Below are 19,568 nucleotides of genomic sequence, written 5' to 3' on the forward strand. Positions count from 1 at the left end.
GACCAACTCGTCGGCGCTGGAAAACCAGCAAAAGTCGCCATCACCGCCATCATGCGAAAGCTCATCGTCATGGCAAACGCCCTGCTCAAGGCAGGCCGTCCATGGATCCGAAAAAACGCTTGATCAACACGGATACTCTAGCAGGCCGGTTTCAACCCCTTGCCAAGAAACCGACCGGGCGGTATGTTTTGCCCTCCCCGCCGCCCGGAGCAATCCGCCATGCCGCCCTCAACCCTGACCCCGGCCCTGTCGTCCCTGCCCGCCACCGTGCCCTATGGCTGGATGCTGGCGGCGCTGGCCCTCGGCGTCGGCAGCGTTACCCTGCTGACCGCCCCGCTCCCCCTGCATCCGGCCCTGCGGGGTGGGGCCGGACTGTCGGCCCTTGTCCTCGGCCTGACCTGCCTGTCACAGGCCCTGTCCCGCCTGCCCGCCGGTGGGGCGCAAATTCTCGGCTTCGGGCTGGGCGGCGGCCTGCTGACGGTGCTGATCGGGCTGTTGCTGGCCGCCCTGCCCACACCGCCCCTGCCTCTGCCCCTACCCCTGCCCCTGAAAGACCCCGCCCGATGAGCCTTGCCCACACCCGCCGCAAGCAGCCGGAACTGGTCCGCCGCGCCATTCTGGACTGTGCCAACCGCCTGATCGCCGAACGCGGGGCTACAGACCTGAGCATTCAGGCGGTTGCCGATGCCGCCGGGGTCAGCAAGGGCGGGGTCTTTCACCACTTTCCCAACCGGCAGGCGCTGATTCTGGCAATGCTTCAGGATCTGCTGGATCAGAGCGATGAGCGGGTTGAGGCCCTGATGGCCGCCGACCCGGTGGCCCATGGCCGCTTCACCCGGGCCTATGTCAAACTGCTGAGGATGGATGATGACCCGGAGCAGATCCGCACCTGTACCGCCCTGATGCAGGTAACGCTGTTTGACCCGGACACCGGCACCCTGTGGACCAACTGGCTGACGGACCGCCTCGCCCGCCATGCCGCGACCGACAGCGATCCGGCGCTGGAGGTCATCCGCCTTGCCGCTGACGGGGCGTGGCTGGCGGCCCGCACGCAGGACACCCTGCCCGACTGCGACGACCCCGACCTGCTGCGCAACCGCCTGCCTGCCCTGATTGAGCGGCTGACGGCAATGACCTACCCCACCCCGGGCTAAGCGCAAAGAAAAGGCCCGGTCCCCAAGGACCGGGCCAGATGCATCCTGCCTTCATCAGCTGAAGGTCAGAGGACCCCTTCCATCCGCACCGCATGGGCTTCCAGCCAGCGGGTGAAATCCGGGGCCGACATCGGTTTGGCGAACAGGTAGCCCTGCCCCAGCGCACAGTCCTGCTCCAGCAGGAAGGCGGCATGGGTATCACTTTCAATCCCTTCCGCCACCGCTTCCAGCCCCAGCGTCTGCGCCATGGCGACAATGGTGCGGGTCAGGGCGCGGTCATCGGGGTTGGTGTCCAGATGCCGGACGAAGGACTGGTCAACCTTCAGGGTGTTCAGCGGCAGCTGACGCAGATACGACAGCGAGGAATAGCCGGTGCCGAAATCGTCGATGGCGATGGCAACGCCCAGCTCGCGGATTGCCGTCAGCACCTGCTTGGCGCGGCCAAGGTCGCGCAGCTGGGCGGTTTCGGTGATTTCCACCTCCAGCGCCCGCGACGGCAGGCCGGTCTGGCCAAGCACATGCGCCACGGTTCCCGGCAGGTTGGGTTCATCAAACTGGCGGCCGGAGACGTTGACCGCCACTGTCAGGTCATAGCCCAACTTCCGCCAGATCAGGCAGTCGGCGCAGGATTGCCGCAGCACTCATTCGCCGATCGGCACGATCGCGCCGGTTTCCTCGGCCACCGGAATAAACTGCACCGGGGAGACGAACCCCAGCTCCGGGTGGGTCCAGCGCAACAGCGCCTCCATCCCCACCACGCTGCGGTCGGCCAGCCGCAGCTTCGGCTGATACACCACCTGCAACTGGTTGCGCTCAATCGCCTTGCGCAGTTCCCGCTCCAGCACGTGCTTGCGGTTGGCGGTCTCTTCCAGCGCCGTGGTGTAGGCGGCAAAATCGTTCCCGCCCCGGCGGGCGGTGATCATCGCCAGACCGGCGCGCTGCACCAGACGGTCAGCGTCACTGCCATCCTGCGGATACTGGCAGGTGCCGATCCGGGCATCGAGGATCAGCTCCACCGCGTTGCAGCGCATCGGCACCCGGAAGAAATCCATGATGCGGCGGGCCCACTGATCCGCCACCCCATGCGGGATGACGATCATGAATTCGGTGCCGCCCCAGCAGCCGATCCGGGCATCTTCCGGCAACAGGTCCTTCAGGGTTTCGGCGCACTGGCGCAGGGCGGCCTCGCCCAGCACGGTGCCCAGCGCATCGACCACGCCTTCCAGCCGCTCCACCGATACCAGCAGCACGCAGCCTTCCCCGGCGGCGGCCATTTCCACCATCCGCTCGCGCAGGGCGGCGCGGTTGGGCAGGCCGGTCAGCAGATCGTGGGTGGCCATGAACGCCAGTTCCCGGGTGCGCTCGATCACCACCTTTTCCAGCTGGGCCGCCTGCTCCCGCCGGTCATTGAACAGCAGCTTGGTTTCCAGCGTGTTGCGGATGCGGTGCAGCACCTCCGCCTGATCAAACGGCTTGGACAGGAAATCCCGGGCCCCGCCGGCCAGCGCCCGCATCCGGGTCTCGCTGTCGGTCTGGGCGGTCAGCACGATGACGGGAAGATAATCGTCCACCCCGCTCATCAGCCGGGCGAGGACCTGATGGCCGTCCAGCACCGGCATCCGGATATCCAGCAGGACCAGATCCGGCGGTGCCTCCAGCATCGCCTCCAGCGCCGTGACCGGGTTGGTATAACCGGTGACATTGGTGAAACCGTCTTCCTCCAACATCGCTTCCAGCAGAAGAACGTTGGTCGGGTTGTCGTCCAGAACGACAATCCTTGCGTCTTTCACCACCAAACCGGTTGCAGCCATCCCGGCTCTCTCCCTGCCGTATTACGCAGGCTCAGCGGAGCAGCCTTCCGCACCGCCGGACCCCCGACCGCTACGGAAACCCTGGGCCAACCCCCGGCCCCCCTGACCTGCCGCACACCACCGTTTCATTCGGGCACATGGTAATCCGGCTCTCATTCCGGACCCTTGCCACCCACCCTGAGCACGGCCGTTTACTGTTATACCGATATTTTTGTCACAGCCGACGCCCTTCTGTCTATGGACCAATCCCACAGACACAAAAAACATCCCGCCCGGGGAGACGGGCGGGATGTGATTATTCAAAGATCTGTATCCGCAGGGGATATTCTACCAAAGGGCGTTTCAGCGCCGTTCCGCCAGCAACTGGGCTTCCACCACCGCCAGCGCCGTCATGTTCAGCAGCCCCCGCACCGTGACCGACGGGGTAACAATATGGGCCGGATAAGCCATGCCCAGCAGCATCGGCCCGACGTTCAGGCCATCGCCCAGCACCTTGACCATGTTGAAGGCGATGTTGGCGGCATCCGCCGACGGCATCACCAGCAGGTTGGCTTCACCCTTCAGGCGGCTGCCGGGGAAGATCCGGTCACGCAGGTCGGCCGACAGCGCGGAATCCGAATGCATTTCGCCTTCGATTTCCAGATCCGGCGCCCGTTCCCACACCAGATTGAGGGCATCGCGCATCCGTTGTGCCGACTCGCTGTTGTCTGACCCGAAGTTGGAATGCGACAGCATGGCAATCTTCGGCTCGATCCCGAAGCGGCGGACTTCTTCCGCCGCCATGGTGGTGATGGCCGCCAGCTCCTCGGCGGTCGGCTCGTGGTTGACGTAGGTATCGGTGATGAAGAAGGTGCCCTTCTCAAGGATCACCGCATTCATCGCCGCACAGACCGAAACACCCGGACGCAGGCCCAGCACATCCTTCACCTGCTTCAGGTGACCGCTGTACTTGCCGGCGGTGCCACAGATCATCGCCTCGGCCTCGCCCCGGCGGACCATCAGCGCCGCGAAAATGGTGGCGCTGGCCCGCACCGCAACGCGGGCATGGTCCGGCGACACCCCACGGCGGCGCATCAGGCGCCAGTAGGCATCGGAGAAGTGGTGATAGCGCGGATCGCGGATGATCTCGACCACCTCGACATCCTCATCCGGGCGCATGCGCAGGCCGAGATCGGCAATCCGCTCGACGATCACCGCCCGGCGGCCGATCAGGATCGGACGGGCCACGCCTTCATCCAGCGCCGCCTGCGCCGCCCGCAGCACGCGTTCGTCCTCGCCCTCGGCGAACACCACCCGCTTGGCGGCCTGACGCGCCTTGTCCATCACCGGGCGCATGGTCTGGCCGGAGCGGAACACGTACTGGCCCAGCTGCTCGCGGTACAGCTTCAGGTCGGCGATCGGCCGGGTGGCGATCCCGCTGTTCATCGCCGCTTCGGCCACCGCCGGAGCGATCACCTGAATCAGGCGCGGGTCAAACGGCTTCGGCAGCAGGTACTGCGGCCCGAACACCAGATGTTCGCCGACATAGGCGCTGGCCACCACGTCAGAGGTTTCCGACCGCGCCAGTTCCGCAATCGCCTCGACACAGGCCAGCTGCATCGCCTTGTTGATGTCCTTGGCCCCGACATCCAGCGCGGCGCGGAAGATGAAGGGGAAGCACAGCACATTGTTGACCTGATTGGGGTAATCAGACCGTCCGGTGGCGATGATGGCATCGTCGCGCACCTTCAGCACTTCATCCGGCATGATTTCCGGGGTCGGGTTGGCCAGCGCCAGCACCAGCGGCTGCGGCCCCATCGACGCCACCATCGGGCCGGTCAGCACCCCCGGACCGGACAGGCCGAGGAACACATCGGCCCCCTCCATCGCCTGCGCCAGCGTGGTTTCGTGCGACAGATCGGTGCGGCCATAAACCGCCTTATGCGGGTTCATGTCCTCATTCCGGCCGTCGTAGACCAGACCGAACTTATCGAACAGGGTGACGTTCTCGCGCTTCAGCCCCATCTCAACCAGCAGGTTGAGGCAGGCCAGACCCGCCGCGCCGCCGCCGGTGGACACCAGCTTGATCTGCGAGATGTCTTTGTTGACCAGATGCAGGCCATTGCGGACCGCCGCGCCCACCACAATCGCGGTGCCGTGCTGGTCATCGTGGAACACCGGAATCCCCATCTTCTCGCGCAGGCGGGTTTCCACCTCGAAACATTCCGGGGCCTTGATGTCCTCAAGGTTAATGGCCCCGAAGGTCGGCTCCATCGCCGCGATGATCTGCACCATCTCGTCGGCGGTTTCGGCCTTGATTTCGATGTCGAAGGCATCAATCCCGGCGAACTTCTTGAACAGAACCGCCTTGCCTTCCATCACCGGCTTGGCTGCCAGCGGGCCGATCGCCCCCAGACCCAGCACCGCCGAGCCGTTGGTGACCACCGCCACCATGTTGCCCCGGCCGGTCACCTCATAGGCGGCGGCCTCGTCATCGACAATCGCCCGGCAGGCGGCGGCAACACCCGGAGAATATGCCAGCGCCAGATCGCGCTGGGTCGCCAGCGGCTTGGTGGCGGCAATGGCGATCTTACCCGGACGCGGCTGGCGGTGGTACTGAAGGGCCAGATCGTCAAGGTTCTCGCTGTGGATCTTCATGGTCGGGTCGCCCGTTACGGAAGGGAGTCAGAAGGATGTGCGCAGGCCCCCGGTCGCCCCGCATGACACGGGATGCAGGCCGGAGCGCCCTGCAATGCCGCAGGAACCCTGCGGAAGCAAAAGGATGGGCAGAGTAATGAGATATCGCGCCCCTGAAAAGCGGGCAGTTCAAAAAACGATGGCAGCCATTGCGCCACACCCCCTGCCCGGCGGCGCGGACCCCATCTGGCGTACCTGTTTTCAACGGTTTGGGAAATATGGGAAAAGCCGCATTTTGCGCCTGCAACATTCTGCGGCAGCGCACTGGATCACCCCCCTTAAACCGCAAGAGATGCTGCGACTCGATCTCCGCGCCGAATCTTCTGCAACGAAAAAGGGCCGGATCAACTGACCCGGCCCTTCGTCCACCCCGTTGACCGGGGCACTTTCTGGATTCCGTTTCCTCACACCCCGGCGGCAGAATAACGCCGGAGATCTGTATACTCTGTTAGCCCCTCAGGCGGCGGGCGGGGGCGTCCGCCCCCTTGCCTCACGCGCGAATGGTCGCGCGGGCCCTCAATGGGCCAGTCAGCCCGCATGGCGGGCTTCCGGTACCTGCCCCTCAGGCGGCGGGCGGGGGCGTCCGCCCCCTTGCCTCACGTCCGCATGAGCGGACGGCCCCCCCTTGATAGATTTTTGGGGGCCAGTCAGCCCGGCAGGCCGGGCTTCCGGTACCTGCCCCTCAGGCGGCGGGCGGGGGCATCCGTCCGCTTGGCTTACGTCCGCATGAGCGGGCGGGCCTTCAGGCCGAGCGGCGACGCAGGGCCGACCACGCGGCAACCATCACCGCCATCCCCAGCGCGCTCTTCAGCACGGTGGCGGCGATGAACGGGGTCACGCCGACGGCAACCGCCTTTTCCAGCCCCATCAGGGTCGACAGCCACGCCACCCCGAACACGAAGATCAGGGCATGACCGGCAGACATCGCCGCAAAGGCCTTCAGCGGCGAACGGTCCCAGCCCCGTTCAGCCAGCAGACCGATCATCCCGGCCGCCACCGCGAAGCCGACCAGATACCCGGCAGTCGGCCCCATCATATACGCCGGACCCGCCATCGCCCCGGCAAACACCGGCAGACCGGCCAGGCCCTGCGCCAGATAGGTCAGCACCGAGGCAACGGCGAGGCGGGAGCCATAGGCCATCCCCAGCACCAGCACCACGAAGGTCTGCATGGTCATCGGCACCGGCCAGAACGGCACCTGCACCTTGGCAGAAGCCGCCAGCAGCAGCGAACCGAGCACCACGGCGCCCACCTTGGCGGCAACGCCGGAGGACGGCAGCACCGCCGACAGCAGCGACGGAGACTTGGCAACGGCAAGGGTCATTTCACACCTCTCGGGGGAGTCTTGAACAGAAAACAGGAACACTCTTGAAACCATGGGCCCGGTCGATGACCGGACAGCACTTTTTAAAACCACGGGCCCGGTCGATGACCGGACAGCACTTTTTAAAACCATGGGCCCGGTCGATGACCGGACCCCGGAAGCCGCAGAGTGCCGCTTCCGGGGCCGGAAAAGCCTGACGCATCCGGCGTGTCAGGCTGACCGCAACCCTCAGGCCAGATCAGGCAAACTCGATGATGATCTGGTCCACCGCCAGCGACCCGCCCGCCGAGGCGTGGATCTTCTTGACGGTGCCGTCCTGCTCGGCGCGCAGCACGTTTTCCATCTTCATCGCTTCGATGACGGCCAGCTTCTCGCCCGCCTTCACCTCCTGCCCGTCCGCCACGTCGATGCTGACCAACAGGCCCGGCATCGGCGACAACAGATACTTCGACATATCCGGCGGCAGCTTGACCGGCATCAACTGGTCATAGGCGGCAGCCTGCGGGCTGAACACCTTCAGGTCGGCCAGCGCGCCCTGCGTGGACAGCACATAGCCGCTGCTGCCCTTGCGGTCCACCTGCACCACCACATCGCGGTCATCGACGGTGCCCAGCCACAGGAACTCGCCGAAGGTCCAGTCGCCCGCCACCTTGTGTTCGGTGCCACCGACGGTGACGATGGACCCCCAGCCGTCGCCGTCCAGATCATCGGCGATGCTGACCGGCTCGTAACGCTCCTTGGAGAAGCGGACCACATACTCGGTGCCGACCTCGCGCTCGTAACCGCGCATCTGGCCGGAGATCATCGCCTCGCGTTCCTGCACCTGCTTGTGGATCACCGCAGCGACGCAGGCCAGCACGGTCGGATCTTCCGGCGGCAGGTCAGCGGCGTTGAAGCCGTGCGGATATTCCTCAGCGATGAAGTTGGTGGTCAGACGGCCATCAACAAAGCGCTGCTTGCCCAGCAGGGAGGCGAGGAACGGAATGTTGTGCGACACCCCGCGGATATAGAACTCATCCAGCGCCCGGCGCATGGCGGCGATGGCGGAATTCCGGTCCGGCCCGTAGGTCACCAGCTTGGCGATCATCGGGTCGTAGTACATGGAAATCTCGCCGCCGTCATAGACGCCGGTGTCAACACGCACGGTGTCAGATTCATCCGGCGGCTGATAGTGGACCAGACGCCCGGTGGACGGCAGGAAGTTGCGGTACGGATCTTCCGCATAAATGCGGCTTTCCATCGCCCAGCCGTTCAGCTGCACATCTTTCTGCTGGAGGGTCAGCTTTTCGCCGTAGGCGATGCGGATCATCCATTCCACCAGATCGAGGCCGGTGATCAGCTCGGTCACCGGATGCTCCACCTGAAGGCGGGTGTTCATTTCGAGGAAGTAGAAGTTGCGCTGGCCGTCGACGATGAATTCCACGGTCCCGGCAGACTTGTACTGCACCGCCTTCGACAGGGCGACGGCCTGTTCACCCATCGCCTTACGGGTGGCGTCATCCAGAAACGGCGACGGCGCTTCTTCGATCACCTTCTGGTGACGGCGCTGAATCGAGCATTCACGCTCGTTCAAAAAGATGCAGTTCTCGCCGTCCGACAGCACCTGAATTTCGATGTGGCGCGGCTGATCGACGAACTTTTCGATGAACACGCGGTCATCGCCGAAGGAAGAGCGGGCTTCCGAGGTGGCACGCTCGAAGCCGTCGCGGGCCTCGTCGGCGTTCCACGCCACGCGCATCCCCTTGCCGCCACCGCCGGCGGAGGCCTTGATCATCACCGGATAGCCGATGTCATCGGCGATCTTCACCGCTTCCTCGGCATCCTTGATGATGCCCATGTAACCCGGCACCGTCGAAACCCCGGCGGCAGCCGCCAGCTTCTTCGAGGTGATCTTGTCGCCCATCGCCTCGATGGCGTGGGCATCCGGGCCAATGAAAGCGATGCCGTTGTCGGCCAGCGCCTGCTGGAACAGCTTGTTTTCCGACAGGAAGCCATAGCCGGGATGGACGGCTTCGGCCCCGGTGTCCTTACAGGCCTGCACGATCCGGTCGATGACCAGATAGCTCTGGGCGCTGGGGGCCGGGCCGATGAACACCGCTTCATCGGCCATCTGCACATGCAGGGCCTCGCGGTCGGCTTCCGAGAACACGGCCACGGTCTTGATGCCCATCTTGTGGGCGGTCTTGATGACGCGGCAGGCAATTTCGCCACGGTTGGCGATCAGGATTTTCTTGAACATGGTTTGCTTCACCCTTTGCGCATCAGGCCGTTACAGCGGAATGTTGCCGTGCTTTTTCCACGGATTTTCCAGCTTCTTATCGCGCAGCATCGCCAGCGAGCGGCAGATGCGGCGGCGGGTGCCATGCGGCATGATGACGTCGTCGATGAAGCCACGGGCCCCGGCGACGAACGGGTTGGCGAACTTCTGGCGGTATTCCTCGGTGCGCTCGGCGATCTTCTCGGCATCGCCGATATCCTGACGGAAGATGATCTCCACCGCGCCCTTCGGCCCCATCACGGCGATTTCCGCCTGCGGCCAGGCGAAGTTGACGTCGCCGCGCAGGTGCTTGGACGCCATCACGTCATAGGCCCCGCCGTAGGCCTTGCGGGTGATCACGGTCACCTTCGGCACGGTGGCTTCGGCATAGGCATACAGCAGCTTGGCACCGTGCTTGATGATGCCGCCGTATTCCTGCGTGGTGCCCGGCAGGAAGCCCGGCACGTCCACGAAGGTGATCAGCGGAATGTTGAAGGCATCGCAGAAGCGCACGAAACGGGCGGCCTTACGGCTGCTGTCGATGTCCAGACACCCGGCCAGCACCATCGGCTGGTTGGCAACGATGCCGACGGTCGAACCGTCCATGCGGCCGAAACCGGTGATGATGTTCCTGGCATAATCCGGGGCGATTTCATAGAAATCGGCCTCGTCCACGACCTTCAGGATCAGTTCCTTCATGTCGTAGGGCATGTTCGGGTTGGCCGGAATCAGCGTATCCAGCGACGGATCATCGCGGTCAGCCGGGTCCGAGGTCGGCCGCACCGGCGGCTTGTCCTTGTTGTTGGCGGGCAGGAAATCGACCAGACGGCGGATTTCCAGCAGGGCATCAACATCGTTCTCGAACGACAGTTCCGACACGCCGGACTTGCTGGAGTGGGTGACGGCACCGCCCAGTTCCTCGGCGGTGACCACTTCGTGGGTCACGGTCTTCACCACGTCCGGCCCGGTGACGAACATGTAGGAGCTGTCCTTGACCATGGCGATGAAGTCGGTCATCGCCGGGGAGTACACCGCCCCGCCCGCGCACGGGCCCATGATCACGGAAATCTGCGGGATGACGCCCGACGCCATCACGTTGCGCTGGAACACATCGGCATAGCCGGCCAGCGAGTCCACGCCTTCCTGAATGCGGGCCCCGCCCGAGTCATTCAGGCCGATCACCGGCGCGCCGACCTTCATGGCCTGATCCATGATCTTGCAGATCTTCTGCGCGTGGGTTTCCGACAGCGAGCCGCCGAACACGGTGAAGTCCTGACTGAACACAAACACCAGACGGCCGTTGATGGTGCCATAGCCGGTGATCACGCCGTCGCCCGGCACCTTCTGGTCGGCCATGCCGAAGTCGGTGCAGCGGTGCTCCTTGAACATGTCCCATTCTTCGAAGGAGCCTTCGTCGAGGAGCAGATCAATGCGTTCCCGCGCCGTCAGCTTGCCCTTGGCATGCTGCGCGTCGATCCGGCGCTGGCCGCCGCCCATCCGGGCCGCGGCCCGCTTGTTCTCAAGCTGCTGAATGATGTCGTACATGCAGGCTCCGTCCCCTACCGTGATCCCGCCCGCTTTTCTGCCGCCGGGGGCTGCCGTCAGGCAGCGGGGCGGGATGCGGGCGGATGTTGTGTCAGCCGCCTGCGGGCGGGGGTCTTCCCGTCATACGCAGGCCGTTGCGTAACCGTTGTATTCGCAAACGCAGGCAAGGAACAGTGCGCCCTTGACCGAAAAAGGGTAACATTGCAAAACTCTTTGCAATTGCCGTTGCGTATTTTGCAAAGTGTGTGAATTCCCGGGGGCCGTTTCCCCCGGTATCCCGCCGGAGCCCTGCCATGAAAAAGAAGCTGTTCCTTGGCTATAAACTGCGCCGCCTGCGGGAACAGCGGAACATGAGTCAGGCCGCCATGGCCCGCCTGCTCGACCTGTCGCCGAGCTACCTCAACCAGCTGGAAAACAACCAGCGCCCCCTGACGGTGGCGGTGCTGCTGCGCATCGCGCAGGAACTGGAAGTCGATGTCGCCACGCTGGCCGAGGACGAAGAGGCCCGTCTGGTCTCCGACCTGCGGGAGACCCTGTCTGATCCGCTGTTCAACGGTGATCCGCCCAGCACCACGGAACTGCGCACGCTGGCCAGCATGTCGCCGGAGGTGGCCCGCCGGGTGCTGTCGCTGTATCAGGCCTATCAGCAGCTGAACGAACGGCTTCAGGCGATGGCCGATGACCTGCACAACCACGGGCAGGACGAAACCACCGGCAACCCCCACTTTCCGTATGAGGAAGTGCGGGACTATTTCTATTACTGCAACAACTACTTCTCCCCCCTCGACGAGGCGGCGGAAGCGCTGGTGGAGCGCGAGGGCTTCACCATCGGTGACATGACGCAGGACCTGTCGCTGTACCTGAAGATGAAGCATGACGTGCGGGTGCGGCTGGTGTCGGAGGATGATCTGGCAATGCGGCGGTTTGATCCCGCCACCGGCACCCTGCACATGTCGGCCCTGCTCGACGGCCCCAGCCGCACCTTCCATCTGGCGCACCAGATTGCCCTGATCGGCTTCGGCGGGGTGATCGAGGATCTGGTCAACGCCGCCAACCTGTCATCGGATGATGCCCGCTCGATCTGCCGGGTCGGGCTGGCCAACTACTTCGCCGGGGCACTGGTGATGCCCTATACCCGCTTCCTGCGGGCGGCGCGGGAGGTGCGGCACGATATCGAGGTGCTGCAAAGCCGCTTCGGCACCAGTTTTGAACAGGCCTGTCACCGCCTGTCCACCCTGCAACGCCCGGGGCATAAAGGGGTGCCGTTCTATTTCGTGCGCGTTGATATGGCCGGCAACATCACCAAGCGCCATTCCGCCACCCGGCTGCACTTCGCCCGCTTCGGCGGCACCTGCCCGAAGTGGAATGTCCACGAGGCCTTTGCCCAGCCCGGGAAAATTCTGGTGCAGATGGCCAAGATGCCCGACGACACCCCCTATGTCTGCGTTGCCCGCACCGTCACCAAGGGCGGCGGCGCCTTCCTGAAGCCCAGCCGCCAGTTCGCGGTCGGGCTGGGGTGCGAGGTCTCCTACGCCGCCGAAGTGGTCTATGCCGACGCGGTGGATGTCAACGCCGTGGCGACGGCGGTGCCGATCGGCGTTAACTGCCGGATCTGCGAACGCACCGACTGCCAGCAGCGGGCCTTCCCGCCGATCGGCAGCCGGGTCAGCGTGGACTCCAACAACCGCAGCTTTGTGCCCTACCTGTTTTCCTGACCGGATGGTTGTCGGCCCGGATTGCCGGACAATCCGGGACCTTCACGGAAATACCGCAGTCCTGCGGGTGCGTAACAGCATTATCGTACGACAGATTAAACCAAGGATTGCCTAAGGTTTACGCTATTACCGCGCTGCGACAAATATGTAAAATCCGATGCTTTCATGCGCATTATCTGTAAGACGACGAAGCAATGAATCACCGGTTTCCAATATAAAAACTCTATCACTTAGGCCCTTTGACAGAGCCTGCGCGTCGGCTATATCGAGTATAGTAAGAAGCCACTGACGAGTCGTACATCCCAACGATGGCGGCCCGGACAGAACGAACTGCCGAAACAGGCAGACAAAACAAAATAAACGTCCTCAGAGATTCAAAACGTTTAAGGGTCGGCAGGCAGGCAGGCGGATAAAGAGGTCTCCCCCTACCGGTCGGTCCGAACAGGAGAGGCCGCCGAATGGTCCAGTGGATGTCACGCTTTAAGGTCACGACACGCATCGTGGCCGCTTTTGCCGCTTTGCTGCTGTTCATCGCCGCTCTCGCCGCCCTGTTCTATGGGGTCGGGACCCGCACCAGCCAGCAGATGGCCATCTATCAGGCCACCTCCCGCGATACGCTGGCGGTGGCTGAAGTGGCCGGGGATGTCGGGCAGATGCGCCGCGACGTGCTGTCCTTCGTCTTCGCCAACGTCAACGCCGATGCTGAAAAGGTGCTTCAGGGCCGCGTCCGCATCGAGGAACGGCTGAACGGCCTGATCGCCGACAGCACCGATGATGCCCGCAAGGCCCGCTATCAGCAGATGCTGGATCTGCTGAACACCTACACCAACACCTTCATCGAGGCCCGCGACCTGAAACAGAAGCGGGAAAAGATGTTCGAGGACGGCATCGGTGCCCTTGGCCCCCGCACCACCAAGCTGCTGGGCTATCTGGTGGACGGCAGCATTCAGGCCTCCGACATGACCAACGCCGTCACCGCCGCCCGGGCCCGCGAGGCGTTCGAGCAGTCGCGGGTGGCGTCCCTGCGCTTCATGAACAATCCGGGCCGCGGCCTCAGCGAGGTTGCCCTGCGTCAGATCGGCGATTTCAACGAGCGGACCACCCGCCTGACCAAGGATCTCGCCGAAAACTCTAAAATGCTGAAACTGGCCGCCGACGTGAACGAGCTGGCCGAGCGGTATAAAACCCAGTTCGCCGAAATCTCGGTGATTGCCATCAAGGGGCAGGATCTGGTCACCGGCCCGATGATCCAGCTTGCCGACCAGTTCAACGCCATCGCGCAGGAAGCCCTGCAGGACGGCACGGCGCGGATGGAACAGGTGGAGCAGGAAACCACCCGGGTTCTGGCCTCGACGCTGGTGCTGGTGCTGGTGCTGGCGGCCTGCGCGCTGGCGGCAGGCACGGTGTTCGCCGCCGTGATCGCCACCGGTATTGCCCGGCCGCTGAAGGCGATGACCGCCGCCATGAAGCAGCTGGCCGCCAACGACCTGTCCACCCCGATCCCGGCCACCAAGCTGCGGGACGAAATCGGCGAAATGGCCGCCGCCCTGCTGGTGTTCAAGGAAAACATGACCGAAACCGCCCGCCTGCAACGCGAACAGAAGCGGGAGAACGAGGCCCGGCTGGCCCGCGCCAACCGGATGGCGGAGCTGACGCAGGGGTTCGATTCCGCCGTCGGTGGACTGCTGGAAGGGATTGCCACCGCGACCGCGGCGCTGGACACGACTGCCCGCGGCATGTCCACCATCGCCGATGAAACCAGCCAGCAGGCGACCTCCGCCACCGGCACCGCCACCGAAGTGTCGGTCAACGTGCAGACGGTGGCCAGTGCGGCGGAGGAACTGGGGGCCTCGATCCGCGAGATCAGCCGTCAGGTGCAGGACTCTTCCGACAAATCAGCCGCCGCCGCCGAGCGGGCGATTGAGGCCAGCACCGTCATCGAGGGGCTGGAATCCGCCGCCGCCTCCATCGGGCAGGTGGTGGACCTGATCACCGCCATCGCCGACCAGACCAACCTGCTGGCCCTGAATGCCACCATCGAGGCCGCCCGCGCCGGGGACGCCGGCAAGGGCTTCGCCGTGGTGGCCAACGAGGTCAAGTCCCTTGCCAACCAGACCAGCAAGGCGACCGACCAGATCCGCAGCCAGATCGGCCTGATTCAGGAAGAAGTCACCCGCGCCGCCCACGCCATCGACGACATTGTCGAAGTGGCGCGGGAGGCCAGCGCCATCGCCTCCTCCATCGCCGGGGCGGTGGAACAGCAGAGTGCGGCAACGCAGGAGATTTCCTCCAACGTCCAGCAGGCGGCGTCCGGGACCGGGGTTGTGTCGGACACCATCCAGACCGTCAGCCGGGCGGCACGGGAAACCGGCGATGCCTCCGGCGAGGTTCTCGGCGCGTCACGTAACCTCAACACCGAAGCAGACCGCCTGCGCACACTGGTGATGGATTTCCTCCGCGACGTCCGCGCCGTCTGATTCTCAATCCGGTTCTGTTACGACTGCCCCGCGACGGTGTTGCGGGGCAGTCATTATTTTGACGCATCCATTGAGTGTATTCATCAGAACGCAGATACTGGCAGGGCTTCCCCCTTTCGGACAGGAACCGATGCCATGCTGCACTGGATGTCCCGCTTCCGGGTGACCACCCGGGTCATCACCGCCTTCGCGTCATTGCTGATTTTCATCGCCCTGTTGACCGGCCTGTTCAGCTGGACCGGGCGTGAGATGCGCTTTCAGGTCTCTGAATATCAGCGCGTTGCCCATAATACCCTGACCGTGACCCGGACGGTTTCCGACACCGGACTGATCCGCCGCAATGTCCTGTCTTATCTGTATTCGGGCAACGAGGCGGACGCCAAAGCCGTTGACGACCTGCGCCGCAAGGTCGATGAAACCCTGACCGAACTGATCTCCACCACCCGCAGCGAAACCCGTAAAGACCGATACCGGCGGATGCAGGCCGACATGGCCGCCTATACCGCCGCGTTCTCGCAGGTCCGCAGCCTGAAGCAGAAGCGCACTGCCCTCTATACCGACAGTCTCCGGCCGATGCTGGCCCAGGGGAATGACCTGCTGGTGCGGCTGGCCGGATCTGCCCTGACCTCGGGGGATGCCGGGGCAGCTCTGGCGGCACTGACCCTGCGGGAGCATTTTGAACATGCCCGGGTGGCAACGCTGGAGTTCTGGGCTGGCCCCACTGCGGCCCTGAACACCACAGCCACGGAGGAAATCGCCGGTTTCCGCGAAGAAGTGTCAAAAGCCATGGAGCAGATCAGTGATCCCCAGCTCAAGGACACCGCCAGCGCCCTTCTGGCCCTGACCCGCCGCTATCAGGGGGCCTTCAGCGAATTCGCAGGAATTGCCCTGCGGGAACAGGTTCTGGCCACCGGAACCATGGTCGAAATCGCCACTGAATTCTATGCCATCGGGGAAGAGGCCTTGGCGGATGGAATCAGCCGCATGAGCGAGGTAGAACAGCAGACGACGGACATGCTGGGTAAAGCAGCCGCACAGGTGCTGGTTCTGGCGGCGGTCTCGTTGATCCTCGGCACCGTTTTCGCCACCACCATGGCCATCGGCATCACCCGGCCCCTGCGGGCGATGACGGCCGCCATGCAGCGGCTGGCCGCCCATGACCTGTCAACCCCGATCCCCGCCACCGATTACCGCGATGAGATCGGCGACATGGCCGCTGCCATGGCGGTATTCCGTGACAGGATGATCGACGCCGACCGCCTTCAGGCCGAACAGCAGGCCGAGCATGAAAAGCGCCTGAGCCGTGCAGCCCACCTGTCGGATCTGGCACATACCTTTGATACATCGGTGGGCGATCTGCTGAACACCATCGCCGCCGCCGCCGGAACACTGGACGTGACCGCGCAGGGCATGTCCAGCATCGCCGAGGAAACCAGCAGTCAGGCCCATGCCGTCTCCGATTCCGCCGGGGAGGTGTCGGAAAACGTGCAGACCGTCGCCAGTGCGGCGGAAGAGCTGGGGGCGTCAATCCGCGAAATCAGCCGTCAGGTGCAGGAATCCTCGAACCGCTCGGCGGATGCCTCCGCCCGCGCCGCCGAGGCCAATACGGTGATTCAGGGCCTTGAGTCGGCAGCCAAGGAAATCGGGCAGGTGGTGGACCTGATCACCGCCATCGCCGATCAGACCAATCTGCTGGCCCTGAACGCCACCATCGAGGCCGCCCGCGCCGGGGACGCCGGAAAAGGCTTTGCCGTCGTCGCCAATGAGGTCAAGTCGCTGGCCACCCAGACCGGCAGGGCCACCGACCAGATCCGTGGCCAGATCGGCCGGATTCAGGAGGAAGTCACCCGCGCCGCCCACGCCATTGACGATATTGTCGATGCCGCCCGCGATGCCAGCACCATCGCCTCGGCCATTGCCAGCGCCGTGGAGGAACAGAGCGCGGCAACACAGGAAATCTCGCTGAATGTCCAGCGGGCCGCCAACAGCACCGGCACGGTGTCGGAAACCATCCGCTCGGTCAGTCAGGCGGCGCAGGAAACCGGCAAGGCGTCCTCCGACGTGCTGGGGGCCTCCCGCAATCTGCATGCCGAGGCGGAAGCCCTGCAAAAGCTGGTGATGCAATTCCTACAGGATGTCCGCGCGGCGTAACCCCTGCTGCTCCGGGTCAGGCGGGATCACCGCCTGACCTCCTCCCCTCCACCGAACAGGCGTTCGTCCGCCACTTTTTCCCCATCCACCCACAGGCCGCGCAGGGCCGGGGTGCCGTCCGCCGCCACAGCCGCCTCGACCGACAGGCGACCGGCGCGGACCTCCCCTTCCATGGCCTTGGCCGGATCCGGGGCCAGATAATAGCGTTCCAGCGACGGCAGGGTCACGGTCAGCCGTTCCCCTTCGTCCCGGTCCACCCAGACCGCCAGAGCCACGGTGCCCGCCGCCGGGGCGGCAGGGGGCTGCGGCAGCAGATCCAACGGGTGGTCCGGCGCATCGGCCGATACCACCAGCCACGCCGGGCCATCATTCATCGGGCCGATCGCCGCCAGCACCGCCGGGGTGCCGGGCAAAGCGGTCAGATCGGCCTGAAGCACCGCGTAATTCAGGGTCACATAGGCCCCCCGGAACAGATCCCACGGATCCACCGGCACCGCCTGAAGCCGCACCACCGTACCATGGTGCAGCAGCCATTCCCGCCACAGCGCCTGTGCCGGAATTGCCGCCGTCAGGATCGCCACCACAGCCGCCAGAGCTTGCCAGCGCCGACGGTCCAGCCAGCCGGAAAAAGCCTGAAGCACACCGGTCATGCCCGCTCTCCCGCATCGGTCGCCGTGGTCCGGCTGCGGCTGCGCCGGGCCAGAATGACCGCCAGCACCGCCAGCCCGCCGCCGACGATCAGGAAGAACAGCGCCCCCAGACCGGTCATGCCGATCCCGGTGAAGGTCAGGGCGAGAAACGCCAGAACCGCCAGCCCGGTCAGACCCCGCCGCCCCCGCGCCACCCCCAGCCCGAGGAATCCGGCGGTCAGCGCCAGCCCCAGCCCGAGAATACCCCACACCGCCAGATCCCCGGCGTCAGCGGCATGGCGCTGCATTTCCCCCGACAGCAGCACCGGCAGCACCGCCACCGCCGTTGCCAGAAGACCGTCCCCGGACAGCGCCCGGCGGCGCAGGGTCTGAACCACCAGCAACGCCCCGGCGGCCACCGCCAGCACAATCAGCACCGACACCAGCCCGACCGGCGGCGTCAGCCGCACCCAGTCATTCAGCCATGCCTGTATCAATCCGGCGGGAATACACAGGGCCGCCACCTGCTGGGCTTCCGCCAGCCGGGCCGCCGCCCACCGCCAGCCCCGGGTCTGCCCGGCCTCCGGCGGCGGAACCGTCAGCAACGCCGCCCACAGCACCCCATGCAGCACCGGCAACAGCATAAAGGCCTCATCCCCGCCCAGAAACCGCAGGGCCGGGGCATCGCCGATCACCGACACATAAAGCCACAGCCACAGGCCCAGATGCCCCAGCCACAGCTCCAGCGCCCAGCCCCGCTTCAGGGCCGTCACCAGTGCCACCGCCAGCGCCGGAGCGAACAGGGCATTCCAGCCCATCGCCATGCCGGAGAAACCATCCCCCGCCAGCGGGGCCAGCCCCCAGCCGGACAGCAGCACCACCGCCAGCGTCAGGGTCAGCCGGGCCGTGCCCGCCACCAGTGCCAGCAGCAGGGTCGCCAGCCCCCACACCGCCATGAAGCCGGTCAGGTCGCCGCCAAAATGAAACATCTGGCTGACCAGCAGCAGCCCGACACCAAACAGCCCGGCACACAGCACCAGCGCCATCTGGGCGGGCAGGTCCCGCCCGATCTCCGCCGCCGGAACCGTCCGCCACCGCAGCACCGCCACAGTCCCGCTGCCGCCGACAGTGGCGCAGATCAGCCCCAGCCGCAGCAGGCGGGGCATCTCTTCCCAGTTGGAGGCCAGAAACGACAGCGCCGCCGCCAGCAGCAGCAGCACCGCCACCACCGCCAGAACAGTCACCGGGCGGGCCAGCCGCCCGGCGCTGTCAAGATCGGACCGCAGCCGGGGCAGATGCTCCGGGGCGATCAGCCCATCCGCCGACCATTGATCGAGCAGGGCATGAACACGGCTGTGGCGGAGCATCGGGTTACTCGCCGTCGTCGAAATCGTCGTCGTCGTCATCCATCAGCGCATCGCCGATGGCCGGGGTGATCAGGCCAAGGGCCGCACCGTTGATGTCGGCAACAATGGCGATACGGCCAACGCCGGTGACATCCACCGGCGGCCGCAGCAGCTTGCCGCCGTTGCTGGTGGTCATGCCGACGCGGCCATCAACATCATCCACCGCCACATAGGCCAGCCAGTGTTCCGGCACGCCATCGTACTCCGGGCCGGTCATTTCAAAAATCCCGCCGGCGGGCAGATCGTCGCCATCCATGGCGATCCAGTACCGCCCCCCGGTCGGGCCGGGAAATTCGCTGAACGACCAGCCCAGCGTCTCGCCATAGAAGGCCAGCGCCTTCTCTGCCGAGCGGGTCATCAGTTCGTTCCAGTAAAATTTGCCGTGCAGGCCGGTCATCGCTCATCTCCGGGGGAAAATACAGG

Annotated in this window: 13 protein-coding genes and 1 pseudogene; 6 read left to right on the plus strand and 8 right to left on the minus strand. The window is 65.0% G+C overall.

Annotated features, from left to right (window positions below):
- Positions 1-219: 219 nt before the first annotated feature.
- Complete coding sequence (locus tag FHS48_RS14770; RefSeq protein ID WP_184264402.1) at positions 220-567, plus strand: QacE family quaternary ammonium compound efflux SMR transporter; 348 nt, start codon at positions 220-222, stop codon at positions 565-567.
- Positions 564-1,154, plus strand: a complete 591-nt coding sequence (locus tag FHS48_RS14775) for a TetR/AcrR family transcriptional regulator (RefSeq protein WP_184264404.1) — start codon at positions 564-566, stop codon at positions 1,152-1,154. The genes FHS48_RS14770 and FHS48_RS14775 overlap by 4 nt, the downstream gene beginning before the upstream one ends.
- Positions 1,155-1,219: 65 nt before the next feature.
- Here the strand turns inward: FHS48_RS14775 and FHS48_RS14785 are convergent.
- Both FHS48_RS14785 and FHS48_RS14790 read right to left on the minus strand, forming a co-directional pair.
- A pseudogene (locus FHS48_RS14785) lies at positions 1,220-2,965 on the minus strand (putative bifunctional diguanylate cyclase/phosphodiesterase).
- Between the two features lie 342 nt (positions 2,966-3,307).
- Complete coding sequence (locus tag FHS48_RS14790; protein WP_184264410.1) at positions 3,308-5,602, minus strand: NADP-dependent malic enzyme; 2,295 nt, start codon at positions 5,600-5,602, stop codon at positions 3,308-3,310.
- 136 nt (positions 5,603-5,738) lie between these two features.
- Here FHS48_RS14790 and FHS48_RS14795 point away from each other — a divergent pair, with 136 nt between their 5' ends.
- Positions 5,739-5,993: a hypothetical protein gene (locus FHS48_RS14795; RefSeq protein ID WP_184264412.1), complete on the plus strand. Its 255-nt coding sequence runs from the start codon at positions 5,739-5,741 to the stop codon at positions 5,991-5,993.
- A gap of 390 nt (positions 5,994-6,383) precedes the next feature.
- On the opposite strand, the gene FHS48_RS14800 is transcribed toward FHS48_RS14795, so the two are convergent.
- From FHS48_RS14800 to FHS48_RS14810, 3 genes are all read right to left on the minus strand, one after another.
- Entirely contained in the window at positions 6,384-6,965 is a 582-nt protein-coding gene (locus tag FHS48_RS14800; protein ID WP_184264414.1) for a biotin transporter BioY, read from the minus strand.
- Positions 6,966-7,203: 238 nt separating this feature from the next.
- Entirely contained in the window at positions 7,204-9,204 is a 2,001-nt protein-coding gene (locus FHS48_RS14805) for an acetyl-CoA carboxylase biotin carboxylase subunit (protein WP_184264416.1), read from the minus strand.
- A gap of 30 nt (positions 9,205-9,234) precedes the next feature.
- Positions 9,235-10,767: an acyl-CoA carboxylase subunit beta gene (locus tag FHS48_RS14810; protein WP_184264419.1), complete on the minus strand. Its 1,533-nt coding sequence runs from the start codon at positions 10,765-10,767 to the stop codon at positions 9,235-9,237.
- A gap of 293 nt (positions 10,768-11,060) precedes the next feature.
- Between FHS48_RS14810 and FHS48_RS14815 the strand changes: the two genes are divergently transcribed.
- The 3 genes from FHS48_RS14815 (at position 11,061) to FHS48_RS14825 (ending at position 17,110) form a co-directional block, all read left to right on the plus strand.
- Positions 11,061-12,482 (plus strand): helix-turn-helix domain-containing protein, encoded by a 1,422-nt coding sequence (locus FHS48_RS14815; protein ID WP_184264421.1) that lies wholly within the window; start codon positions 11,061-11,063, stop codon positions 12,480-12,482.
- A 458-nt stretch (positions 12,483-12,940) separates the two neighbouring features.
- Complete coding sequence (locus FHS48_RS14820) at positions 12,941-14,959, plus strand: methyl-accepting chemotaxis protein (RefSeq protein ID WP_184264422.1); 2,019 nt, start codon at positions 12,941-12,943, stop codon at positions 14,957-14,959.
- A 135-nt stretch (positions 14,960-15,094) separates the two neighbouring features.
- Complete coding sequence (locus FHS48_RS14825; protein WP_184264424.1) at positions 15,095-17,110, plus strand: methyl-accepting chemotaxis protein; 2,016 nt, start codon at positions 15,095-15,097, stop codon at positions 17,108-17,110.
- Between the two features lie 26 nt (positions 17,111-17,136).
- Here the strand turns inward: FHS48_RS14825 and FHS48_RS14830 are convergent, their stop codons facing one another.
- From FHS48_RS14830 to FHS48_RS14840, 3 genes are read right to left on the minus strand one after another with little or no spacing between them, the layout of a single operon-like run.
- On the minus strand, positions 17,137-17,760 hold the full coding sequence (locus tag FHS48_RS14830; protein WP_184264426.1) for a GDYXXLXY domain-containing protein: 624 nt from the start codon (positions 17,758-17,760) through the stop codon (positions 17,137-17,139).
- A complete protein-coding gene (locus FHS48_RS14835) occupies positions 17,757-19,145 on the minus strand; it encodes a DUF2157 domain-containing protein (RefSeq protein ID WP_184264428.1) in 1,389 nt (462 codons plus the stop codon). The genes FHS48_RS14830 and FHS48_RS14835 overlap by 4 nt, the downstream gene beginning before the upstream one ends.
- Positions 19,111-19,542 (minus strand): VOC family protein, encoded by a 432-nt coding sequence (locus FHS48_RS14840; RefSeq protein WP_184264430.1) that lies wholly within the window; start codon positions 19,540-19,542, stop codon positions 19,111-19,113. Before FHS48_RS14840 ends, FHS48_RS14835 begins: the two co-directional genes overlap by 35 nt.
- Between the last annotated feature and the right edge of the window lie 26 nt (positions 19,543-19,568).

Source organism: Novispirillum itersonii, from assembly GCF_014205675.1.
Taxonomy (GTDB): Bacteria; Pseudomonadota; Alphaproteobacteria; order Rhodospirillales; family Rhodospirillaceae; genus Novispirillum; species Novispirillum itersonii_A.